This is a genomic window from Synechococcus sp. B60.1, from assembly GCF_047462555.1.
In the GTDB taxonomy this organism is placed as follows: Bacteria; Cyanobacteriota; Cyanobacteriia; order Thermostichales; family Thermostichaceae; genus Thermostichus.
In genome coordinates this window covers 1-8,137 of sequence record NZ_JANSJN010000116.1, presented here as the reverse complement: position 1 = coordinate 8,137, position 8,137 = coordinate 1, and the positions used below count along the sequence as shown (strand labels likewise).

8 protein-coding genes are annotated in these 8,137 nt (G+C 58.7%); 4 read left to right on the top strand and 4 right to left on the bottom strand.

The genetic code is table 11. The features are described 5' to 3' along the window. Nucleotides 1–291 precede the first annotated feature (291 nt). Nucleotides 292–570, bottom strand: a complete 279-nt coding sequence (locus NW863_RS11480) for a tyrosine-type recombinase/integrase (RefSeq protein ID WP_414366470.1) — start codon at nt 568–570, stop codon at nt 292–294. A gap of 18 nt (nt 571–588) precedes the next feature. After that, a complete protein-coding gene (locus NW863_RS11475; RefSeq protein ID WP_414366468.1) occupies nt 589–858 on the bottom strand; it encodes a phage integrase N-terminal SAM-like domain-containing protein in 270 nt (89 codons plus the stop codon). 174 nt (nt 859–1,032) lie between these two features. On the opposite strand from NW863_RS11475, the gene NW863_RS11470 reads away from it, so the two are divergent. The 4 genes from NW863_RS11470 (at nt 1,033) to lgt (ending at nt 4,660) form a co-directional block, all read left to right on the top strand. Then, complete coding sequence (locus NW863_RS11470; RefSeq protein ID WP_414349069.1) at nt 1,033–1,365, top strand: hypothetical protein; 333 nt, start codon at nt 1,033–1,035, stop codon at nt 1,363–1,365. A gap of 75 nt (nt 1,366–1,440) precedes the next feature. Then, the gene (locus NW863_RS11465) at nt 1,441–2,427 is read left to right on the top strand and encodes an ADP-ribosylglycohydrolase family protein (protein WP_414366466.1); all 987 of its coding nucleotides are present in this window, start codon (nt 1,441–1,443) and stop codon (nt 2,425–2,427) included. Nucleotides 2,428–2,766: 339 nt separating this feature from the next. Next, entirely contained in the window at nt 2,767–3,459 is a 693-nt protein-coding gene (locus tag NW863_RS11460) for a response regulator transcription factor (protein WP_414366464.1), read from the top strand. A gap of 43 nt (nt 3,460–3,502) precedes the next feature. After that, nucleotides 3,503–4,660 carry a prolipoprotein diacylglyceryl transferase gene (gene lgt, locus NW863_RS11455; protein WP_414366462.1) on the top strand — a complete coding sequence of 386 codons (1,158 nt, stop codon included), beginning with the start codon at nt 3,503–3,505 and terminating at the stop codon, nt 4,658–4,660. Nucleotides 4,661–4,689: 29 nt separating this feature from the next. Here the strand turns inward: lgt and NW863_RS11450 are convergent, their stop codons facing one another. Together NW863_RS11450 and NW863_RS11445 are read right to left on the bottom strand one after the other, a co-directional pair. Beyond that, nucleotides 4,690–6,645 carry a tetratricopeptide repeat protein gene (locus tag NW863_RS11450; RefSeq protein WP_414366461.1) on the bottom strand — a complete coding sequence of 652 codons (1,956 nt, stop codon included), beginning with the start codon at nt 6,643–6,645 and terminating at the stop codon, nt 4,690–4,692. A gap of 15 nt (nt 6,646–6,660) precedes the next feature. Continuing rightward, nucleotides 6,661–8,136 (bottom strand): site-2 protease family protein, encoded by a 1,476-nt coding sequence (locus tag NW863_RS11445; RefSeq protein ID WP_414366460.1) that lies wholly within the window; start codon nt 8,134–8,136, stop codon nt 6,661–6,663. Nucleotide 8,137 lies beyond the last annotated feature (1 nt).

Sequence of the window (8,137 nt, the reverse complement as noted above, 5' to 3'; positions counted from 1 at the left end):
CTGATCAATCCATCCTGCTTCCGAAGTTGGTTTGCTAAGTGTTGCTACTGTACCCCTTGATTCCTTAACAGGCTGTAGTGCAGACTTGTTTACTACATCCTGCTTCCGGAGTTGGTTTGCTAAGTGTTGCTACTGTACCCCCTTGATTCCTTAACAGGCTGTACCTATTGTTCGTGAGCTGGGAGCAAAATATAAAAAAGTATAGCGTAAAGAAATCTAATGTACCCCTTGATTCTTGAACAGGCTGTACTTGCGCTCCAAAGCAAAGGGCAAATAGACAGAGCCATATCCTTATTCCAAGTCCTGCTGATGTTGTCGCTGGACCCAGAGCAAGTGTTCTTGCAAAGGTTCCACTAGGGTTTCTGGCAGCATCGTTAACCGGCTCTCCATCCCTTTGCTATGGCGAATCGCCAGTTGCCGTTGGGCAAAATCCACATCTTTAACCCGGAGCTGCTGAGCTTCTGCCAACCTCAAGCCACTGCCATACAGCACCTGCACCACTAAGCGATAGATCCCAGACAGATGCACAATGACAGCCTTGACCTCCTCAGGGGTTAAGACCGTAAGCAAATAGCGTGAGCGCTTGGCTCATACTGCGTCTAGGTTAAGGTCTAGCTCCAGACGCAAAACTTCTCGGTAAAGGAACAACAGCGCACTGAGAGCTTGGTTCTGCGTGGACGCCGCCACCCCCTCCTCCACCGCTAAGTGGGTTAAGAAGGCATTGATCTGCTCGCCACCCATCTCCTTGGGGTGTCGCTTGTTGTGAAACAAGATATATCGACGGATCCGGAGAAGATAAAATTTCTTAGTCTGGTAGGAGTAGTGCTTGACTCGGAGAGCATCACTGACCTGCTCCAAAGGTTGTTGGTGAGGGGGCGCTGGGGTTGGTGGGTAGTAGAGGCGAACAGCGAAAAACTTACATAGTGTAACAAGTTACTGCCCCCGACTGTATGCTAGGCTATCTTCAGCACTCTAAGTCATTGACGGCGGGTGAGTTCAACTGTTAGGAGTCCTTCTGACAAAGTGCCAATTATGAAAAGCAACTATGACCTGACAACAAGAGATGGCTTTCGGAGCGCAATCAAAGATCTCCGTGAAATTCCTGTTCTTGGCCAAATTTATGCTCCGTTCTTTTGGATCGCTGATAAGGTCTTTGATTTTCTAGAACCTGGGAAAGCTGTAGAGAAGCAATCGAAGGTAGCCGTTGACCTAATCAAGGCCGGCAAAGAACACGGGGCAAAACGGATGAAAATTATGATGGATGAGCAGGCAGGCTTCCATCTAGATGTCCCCATTGAGGGGGTAAAAGTGAATGTTGGTGCTGGTAGTAAAGGAAAGGTTTTAATAGATATTGAGTATTCCTAACTCATCGCTGCAGGCGCGACGGCCCTGACGGGCCGCGGACTGAGCTCAAACGTTACCCCACTTGGGAGAACGCAGATGCAGCAACAAGACCGTTTCCGTGGGTGTCTTCTCGGTCTTGCCGTTGGGGATGCTATCGGCACTACCGTTGAGTTTCGTCCACGGGGAAGCTTTACACCGCTGACGGATATGGTTGGCGGAGGTCCATTCCATCTCCGTGCAGGCCAGTGGACTGATGATACTTCGATGGCGCTTTGCCTAGCAACCAGCCTTGTTGAGTGCAACGGGTTCGACGCTCATGATCAAATGAGGCGTTATTGCAAGTGGGCCGAGACGGGTTACTTGAGCAGTACTGGGACATGCTTCGACATAGGTTCTACGACCGCCTCTGCATTGCGCAGGTTTCGCCAGACAGGAAACCCCTTTGCCGGGTCAAGCGATCCGCGCTCAGCCGGCAATGGGTGCATAACGCGGTTAGCGCCGATTCCTATGTTCTTCTTCCCGAACCTGGAAGCAGCAGAACGATTTGCAGCGGAGAGTTCCCGAATTACTCACGGTGCGGCGGAATGCCTAGATGCTTGTCGTCTTTTGGCGCGGATCATTTGTCGGGCATTATCTGGCAGCTCAAAGGATGAGGTTGCCCTGGGTGACAGCCAGACATTCGTGGGGGCCGAGAAGATCGTTGCGATTGCCCGCGGAGCCTACCGTCAAAAGCTGGAAGATGAGATACGAGGCTCCGGGTATGTGGTGGACAGTCTGGAAGCGGCGATGTGGTGTTTTGTTCGTTCCCACAGTTTTGAGGAAGCGGTTCTCATGGCGGCAAATCTAGGCAACGATGCCGACACAACCGCTGCGGTATGTGGGCAAGTGGCAGGAGCGTACTATGGTGTACAAGGAATTCCTGTCGCCTGGCTAGAACGGCTTGCGTTACATTTGGAGATTGCGGAGCTCGCTGACCGGCTGTACAGCGCGAGCAAGAAGAGAGCGGCATACCGTTATGTTGCCAGCCCTAATAGCTTGTGGGTGATGGGAAGGGATCCCAATCTCGTCTACTCTTTCTCCTAGCAGAGATAAAACCGGAAGCAGTGACAGCTTAGAGATCCCCAAGCAGAATGCAATCAGCAGATCGAGAAGAACTCTAGCCCTGGAAAACTTAACCTTCTAATCCCGTCAGCACTGCCAGCAAGGAAGTCCCAGGAGCTATGCTAGGCTGGGCTGCTAGACAGGTCAAAATCTTTATAGGAACTCAGGTACAGCCTGTCAAAGAATCAAGGGGTACGGTAGCAACACTCAGCAAACCAACTTCGGGAGCAGGATGGATTGATCAGTACTGCCAGTTCCCACGGCTAAGGTATGCTGGTGGGCAGTGAGCAAGTTTCCCGCCTCTTCTTTTGAGGAGAGAGTATGCCAGAACCGGAATCCTCCTCTGCCCACATTCTGGTGATCGAAGATGAGGCCAAACTGGCCCGTTTCCTGGAAACTGAGCTGGCCTATAGGGGATATCGGGTGAGTGTGGTCGGCGATGGCACGGCAGGGTTGGCGGCAGCCCGCGACCAGAATCCCGACTTGGTGCTGCTGGACTGGCTGTTGCCCGGGATCTCAGGGTTGGAGGTTTGTCGGCAACTGCGCTTGACGGGCAACCGCGTGCCCGTGGTGCTGATGACCGCCGGCGACGAGGTGGCAGATCGGGTGGCAGGGCTGGATGCTGGGGCAGATGACTACGTGGTCAAGCCCTTTAGCCTGCAGGAGTTGCTGGCGCGGATACGGATCTATTTGCAGCACCCCAAGGGATCCCGCGACGGCCGGTTGGTGTTTATGGATTTGACACTGGATCCGGTGACGCGGCAGGCGAGCCGGGGAGAGCGACAGGTGGAGCTGACGGCCAAGGAATATGAGCTGCTGCGCTACTTGATGGAACACCCTCGCCAGGTGCTCAGCCGCCAACAGATTTTGGAGCATGTGTGGGGGTATGACTTTACGGGCGACTCCAACATCATCGAGGTTTATATTCGCTATTTGCGCCTCAAGATCGAAGGCCAAGGGGAAAAGCGCCTCATCCAAACAGTGCGCGGTGTAGGCTATGTGTTGCGCGAGTAGAGGCAAGCTGGATCGACAGGGGGACTGAGTTGAGGATTTTGAGGTGCAGAGCGTGCTGTTAATGAACCTATGGGGTGCAAGGCTGCTGGGCCTTACCTTCAGCTCGCCGGGAGAGTTTGTCTTCCGTTTTCCACCTGAAACTCCGCTGGTGGGCGGGCTGGGGCTGCGCTGGTACGGCCTGCTGATGGCTATTGCCGTGTTGGTCGGCCTGCTCCTAACCAAAGCCCTAGCAGAGGCTCGCCATCTGGAGAAAGAGCCCGGCAAGGCCAGCGAACGGGTCGAGATCCTGGCCCTGTGGCTGGTGGTGTCTGGGTTTCTGGGCGCCCGCCTCTACTATGTCCTCACCCACTGGTCAGAGTTCAGGGACGATCCCCTCTCGGCCTTCGCCATCTGGCGGGGAGGCATCATCATCCACGGTGGGATCTTGGCTGGCGCGCTTGCTCTTTACCTCTATTGCCGCGCCACCGGGATCAACGGCTGGAAGTACGCCGATGTGCTCACGCCGGGGTTAATCTTGGGCCAAGCCATCGGGCGCTGGGGCAATTTTTTTAACTCCGAGGCCTACGGTGCCCCTATTCCCCCCGACAGCAGGTGGCCCTTGCGGGTATACATCCCCCCCCAAGCCCGCGAGCCGGAATACAGCCAGTTTGAGTTTTTTCACCCCATCTTTTTCTACGAGAGCCTCCTTAACCTGGTTCTGTTTGCTCTCTTGATGGGGATGTTCTGGCGATTTCCCAAGCTTAAGGATGGCACCTGGGTTTGGACCTATGTTGTCGGCTACAGCTTAATTCGCATCCCTTATGAAATCTTGCGCGTCTCGGCGGTGGCCTATCTGCCGGGAACTACCATCAAGGCTGCCTATGTGGCCAGCGCCATAGGCCTAGTGCTTGGGATCGGCATGCTGATCTACATGTACCGGCTGCGCTTTGATCCCGATCTGGAGCAATTGGCGGCTTGGCTGGCCGAACGAGCAGGGCTGGAGCTGGAAACAGCCGCAGAGCTTGTGCAGCGGGCTTGGGCCATCCAGCAAAAGCACCGCCGCGCCGACTTGCTGGATCGCGTCACTCTGGCCATGCCTCATTTTCCCAGTGCCCTTGCCCCCCATCTCTCGCTGGGCCAACGGGAGCTGCTGATGCGGCAACTGTTCTGCCGTCTGGAAGGCCGGGATCCCGCTGGAGAAGGGCTGGCCCAAGCAACTTAGCGCTAGGGCTATCAGGCTGAAACCAACCCTCAGGTCTTTAGACTTTGCAACCAGGCTTCCAGGGCGCGGATGGGGGCCGGATCCCGGTAGACGCGCTCCTGGCGGGCTTTTACCTGCTGGCCCATCTGTTCCCGCCAGCGGTCATCCAGGCCCAGGCGCACAGCAATCTGGACATACTCATCTAGGTTAGAGGCGATGGTTGCATGGATCCCCATCTGCTGCAGGATGGCGTAGGTGTGGCGACCCCGCATTAGGGATCCCGGCAGCGTGACGATGGGCAGCCCGTGGGGCAGGGCTTCCAGGGTGGTGTTGCCGCCAGACCAGCCAATGCTGTCCAGGTAAACATCTCCCAGGGCGTTGTAGGCGGCATATTGGGCGGGGGAGAGTTCCGGCAGCAGCAGCACATAGTCTTCTACGGCCAGGCCGTAGGCGCGGAAGGCCCGCTGTAGCCGTTGCCAGAAGCGCTGGCGGATCCCTTGGGAGAGGCGGCCCCGCAAAAACAGGAATTGACACCGCCCCACCTCCCGAGCAATGCGGGGGAAGACCTCGTCGTACGGGGGCAGGTACTTAAACAGAGATTGGGCGCAGAGGTAGAGCACCCTATCGGGATCCACCCCCCACGCTTGCCAGTCCACAGGGGCGGGGTCAACGTCCAAAGGGATGTAGTAGGTGCCGATGCCGGGTAGGGGCAGGAGCTGCTCGGTGTAGTGGCCGGTCCCATCCGGTGGCTCCATCAGTTCGCTGCTGATGAAAACGTCCACCGTCGGCAGGCCAGAGGTTTGCGGATGTCCCCAGGCCATGGCCTGCACAGGGGCCAAACGCAAGGCGGCCAACTGGGCGCAGACCGGGTCAATGCCCACTTCCGGGTAGAGGAGCACGTCCAGCTGGGCCGCTCGAATCGCCGCCTGCCACTCCGCCAAGCTGCGGGATCCGGCTATAAACTGCTCAAAACGCGGTGGCAGGGAGCGCGTAATCTCGTCTTGGACGGCCGAGGTGTGGAAGCCGTAGAGGGCCACTTGGGAGCGATCCAAAGCTTCTACCCAGCCGTGGGTCAGGATCTTCCAAACAGAGTGATCCCGGAACAGGCCGGAGACGATACCCACCCGAAGCCGCCCAGGACAGCGCCGCAGGAGAACGGGGGGCTGCGGGTAGCGAGCCGCCATCACCTCCCCCACCAGGGATCCGTACAGGTGCTGCAGCTCGCGGTCGTTCTGGCCCTGGTAGGGCAAAAAGAAGGGTTGGACGGAGCCAACACCAGCAGCTGCCCGCTCCAGGGTTTTGGGATCCCGCGGCAGGTGTGCCCAGCGGGCCTTCACCTGCTGCAGAGCTTGGCGGTAGCGCTCCCGGGCAACTGGGATCTGCTCAGAGGTGTCGTAGAGCAGGGGCAACTGGCTGACACACCAGCCCAGGGCCGCCGCCAAATCGGCAGGATCAGTTTGCCAGAGGCGGTAGAACAGCTCGGCAGCTTCCTCCTCCCGGCCACAGTCCCGCAGCAGGATGGCCAGCGTATAGGCAGCATCGGCAAAGTCTGGCTGCAACTCCAGAGCCTGCCTCAGCGGCACCAGGGCCGCCTCCAACTCCCCCTGCTGCCGCAGCACCAGTCCCAACTGGTACAGAACTTCCGGATCCGGCCCCCCTTGCTCCAGAGCCCGCTGGAGGTGGGCTTTTGCCTCCCCCAGCCGCCCCGCCTGCTTGAGAACAATGCCCAAATTCAAGTGGGCGTCGGGAAACCACGGCTGCTGCGCCAAGGCCTGCTGCATCAGGGCAATGGCTTCCTCCAGGGATCCCTGCTGCTGCCGACAGACCCCCAAGAGGTGCAGCGCCTCCGGGTGGGCGGGCTGGGCTTGCAACACCTGTTGGTAGAGGGAGATGGCCTCCTGCAGTTGCCCCGCCTGGTGATGGTGGACAGCCTGAAGCAGCAGGCGCTGCAGGTGCTTCTCTCTATTATCTCGGCTGGGACCAAAGCCCTTTCCCGGCGGCGACATCGAGCTTCCCAGACTTTAGCCGTTGGGGAGGTTGAGGAAGCCCGCCAAGGCCGGGGCAATGGGCAGCAGGGTCATCACCATCAAAAAGAGGGCCAGCAGCGCCAAGGCATCCCGTTGGCCGTCGGTCTCGGTAATCTCATCCTGCGGCGGACGCTCCGGCTCGCGGGCAATAAAGAGAATCAGCAGCGCCCAGTAGAGGGCCAAAACGTTACTAATGGCTGCCACTGCCAGAGCAATCAGGGTGATGACCGTAGCACGTGCCGCCGTCTTCCGCCCGTACACCGCCTGCACGATCCGCCCGCCATCCAACTGGCCCGCCGGCAGCAGGCTCAAGGCGGTGATGGCCAAGCCAATCCAGCCCACGGCCACGAAGGGGTGAATGGGCACCAGCTCCCCCTGCAACTGGGATCCCAGCACCAGCCGCGCCAGCGTGCCCACCAGGATGGAACTACGGAAGATCTCCGTGGGCACGTATAGGCCACCAGAGCCGGAGAGCTTCAGGCCAACCAGCAGCACCACCAAGGAAAGGAGACCCCCCGCCGCCGGGCCGGCAAAGGCAATGTCAAACAGGGCCTTGCGGTTGGGCACCGGCGACTGGATGCGGTTTAGGGATCCCAGCGTGCCGATCCCCAAACTGGGAATAACAAAAGCTGGGCTGAGGCGTACGCCGTACTTGCCGGCCATCCAGCGGTGTCCGGTCTCGTGCACCAGCAAAATGGCAAAGATCCCCGCCGCCACCGGCAGGGCCTCCACCCAGCGCCCCGGCGCCTCCAACAGCCGAAAGCCCAGCAGGTTGGCCCCCACCTCCAAAGTGGCCAGAAAGCTAGCTATCATCAGGCCCGCAGCCAGGATCTGTGCCCCTGTCGAAGCGCGGTAGTTGACGATCTCATCTGGCAAGACCACCACCGCCGGCTTTTCCGAGGCATCTTCCACCAAAAACAGTTGGTAGCGGTTGCCCAGCCGCTCCTTCAGCTTTTCTGTCAGCAGGGGCACCACTACCTCTGCGTCCCGGCGGAGGTTGCCCTTGAAGATTGCCCCCTCCCCGTAGGGAATGGTCTCGGTGACGAAGAAGGTGTCCAGACCGAAGATGGATTGAATCGCCTGCAAATCTTCCGCAGAGATGCCCCGCAAGACCAAAGGTTGCTCGACAGGCGTCTCCCCAGCCCCTTCCGAGGGGATTTCCTGCCGCTCCTCCATCTGGGCCAACTGCTGTCGCCGCGCCTGCAGCTCCTGCTGGGCCAACTGGCGGGTTTTGCGCCCCACGGCAATGTAGAGCCCCGTGAACACCAGCAATAGCAGCAGGAAGCCAGCAAAGCTGAGGTAAACCCCAAACAGCAGCAGCCCTAGGAAGACCACCCAGGGCAAAAGGAGCAGGGATCCCTGGAACCACACCCAGACAGCCAGGGATCCCCGCCGGCGGGCTCGCCAGAACCCCCACCCCAAAAAGGCCAGCGTTCCCAACAAAAAGAGGGGCGTAATCTCGGCGGCGATG